The organism is Methylosinus sp. KRF6 (genome assembly GCF_018887255.1).
GTDB classification, from domain to species: Bacteria; Pseudomonadota; Alphaproteobacteria; order Rhizobiales; family Beijerinckiaceae; genus Methylosinus; species Methylosinus sporium.
In genome coordinates, this window is sequence record NZ_JAHLJF010000037.1 from 1 (window position 1) to 2,496 (window position 2,496).

Consider the following 2,496-nt stretch of genomic DNA (forward strand, 5'->3'; position numbering starts at 1 on the left):
TGTCGATTTCCGTCGAGATTTGACCCAGGATTTCCATTGAGAAGTGACCCGGGTTGAAGATGGCTTGCGGGTCAGTCGGTCGTCAAGTTTTGGTCTTCTCCTTTGCAGGTTTGTCCGCCTTTGCCGAGCTGTCCTTGAACCGGAAGCTGTCGTTCCCGGTTTCGAGGATGTGGCAGCGGTGAGTGAGGCGATCGAGCAGAGCGGTCGTCATCTTGGCGTCCCCGAAGACGGCGGCCCATTCGCCGAAGCTCAGATTCGTCGTGATGATGACGCTGGTCCGCTCGTAGAGCTTGCTCAGCAGATGGAACAGCAGCGCCCCGCCGGAGCCGCTGAACGGCAGGTAGCCGAGCTCATCGAGGATGACGAGATCGGAATGAACGAGCCGCGCCGCGACTTGGCCCGACTTGCCTTGGTGCTTTTCGGCTTCGAGCGCGTTGACGAGCTCGACGGTGGAGAAGAACCGGACGCGCTTTCTGTGATGCTGGATCGCCTGGACGCCGATCGCTGTCGCCAGATGCGTCTTGCCCGTACCAGGTCCCCCGACCAGGACGGCGTTATGCGCATCCTCGAGGAACTCGCAGCGATGAAGCTGGCGCGCGAGCGCCTCGTTGACCTCACTGCTGGCGAAGTCGAAGCCGGCGAGATCGCGATAGTTCGGGAACCGCGCGGACTTGAGCTGGTAGGCGATCGATCTCACCTCCCGGTCGGCGGTTTCCGCCTTCAAGAGTTGCGACAGGATCGGCAGCGCGGCCTCGAAGGCCGGGGAGCCTTGCTCGGTCAGCTCGCTGACGGCTTGCGCCATGCCGTGCATTTTGAGACTGCGCAGCATGATGACGATGGCGCCGGCGGCGGGATTATGACGCATGGCGCGCCTCCCGACCTTTGCGCAGCGCGTCGTAACGCTCGACATTGGCCTGCGGCTCGGTGGTGAGCGTCAGCGCGTTGGGCGGCTTCACGGGCGGCGCGTCGACCGGCTTGCCGTCCACCAAGCGATGCAACAGGTTCAAGATGTGCGTCTTGGTCGGCGCGCCGGCCTCCAGCGCCAATTGGACGGCGGTCAGCACGGCCTGCTCGTCGTGCTGTAGGACCAGAGCCAAAATCTCGACCATCTCACGGTCGCCGCCCGGCTTCTCGAGCATGCGCTGTTGCAGCGTCCGAAAGGCGACCGGTAGCTCGGCGAAGGGCGCGCCGTTGCGCAGCGCGCCCGGCTTGCGCTGGATGACGGAGAGATAATGCCGCCAGTCGTAGACCGTCACGCTCTTGTCGTTATGCGACCGGGCGAAGACGCGGGAGTGCTCGCACACGATCTGCCCCTCGGCGGCGACGACGACGCGCTCAGGGTAGACCCGCACGCTGACGGGGCGATTGGCGAAGGAGGCCGGCACGCTGTAGCGATTGCGGTCCAGATGGATCAGGCATGTCGGCGTGACCCGCTTGGTGTGTTCGACGAAGCCGTCGAATGGCCGCGGAGGCTGCATCAGTTGCGGAACCTCCTCGCGCCAGGCCTCCGCGATCGTCCCCGGCTGCGCGCTGTGCGAGATCTCGGCCCAAAGCTCGCGGCATCGCGCCTCCAGCCAGTCGTTGAGCGCCGCCAGCGACGGAAAGCTCGGGATCGGCTGCCAGAGGCGATGACGAGCATCCTGAACGTTCTTCTCGATTTGCCCCTTTTCCCAGCCGGAGGCCGGATTGCAGAATGCGGCCTCGAAAAGGAAGTGGCTGACCATGGCGGCGAAGCGGGCGTTGACCTGGCGCTCTTTGCCGCGCCCGAGCTTGTCGATCGCCGTGCGCATGTTGTCGTAGACGCCTCGCCGGGGCACGCCGCCCAGCACGCGGAAGGCGTGGTTGTGGGCGTCGAACAGCATCTCATGCGTCTGCTGCGGGTAGGCGCGAAGGAAGAACGCACGGCTATAGGAGAGCTTGAACTGGGCGACCTGCAACTTGGTCCGCTCGCCCGCGATGATCGCCCAATCCTCCGACCAGTCGAACTGGAACGCCTCGCCGGGCAGAAACGTCAGCGGCACGAACGCGCCGCGCCTGCAGGTCTGCTGCTCCCGATGCCGCGCCGCCTTCCACTCGCGCGCGAAGGCCGCCACGCGATTGTAGGAGCCGTCGTAGCCGAGGGCGACCAGATCCGCGTGCAGCTGCTTGACCGTCCGCTTCTGCTTGCGCGATTTTGCGGCCTCGTGACGCAGCATGTGCGCCAGCTTGTCGGCGAACGGATCGAGCCGGCTCGGTCGATCGGGCGTGGCGAACCGCGGCTCGACGCTGTCCGAGCGCAGGTATTTGCGCACGGTATTGCGCGACAGCCCCGTGCGTCGCGCGATCTCTCGGATCGAAAACTCCTGCCGATATCGCCAGCGTCGGATGACGCTCAATAACTCCATGTCGATCACTCCCAGGTCCCCCGCGACGGTCGAGGGGGAAAGGTTCGAACATGGGTCAGTTCTCGGTGGAAAAACTCGTGCTGCCTGGGTCAGCTCTCAGTGGAAATCAACA

2 protein-coding genes are annotated in these 2,496 nt (G+C 64.7%); both read right to left on the reverse strand.

Features of this window, described 5'->3' with window-relative positions:
* Positions 1-82: 82 nt before the first annotated feature.
* A complete protein-coding gene (gene istB, locus KP010_RS22385; protein WP_216281917.1) occupies positions 83-865 on the reverse strand; it encodes an IS21-like element helper ATPase IstB in 783 nt (260 codons plus the stop codon).
* Positions 855-2,384, reverse strand: a complete 1,530-nt coding sequence (gene istA, locus KP010_RS22390) for an IS21 family transposase (RefSeq protein ID WP_216281919.1) — start codon at positions 2,382-2,384, stop codon at positions 855-857. The genes istB and istA overlap by 11 nt, the downstream gene beginning before the upstream one ends.
* Between the last annotated feature and the right edge of the window lie 112 nt (positions 2,385-2,496).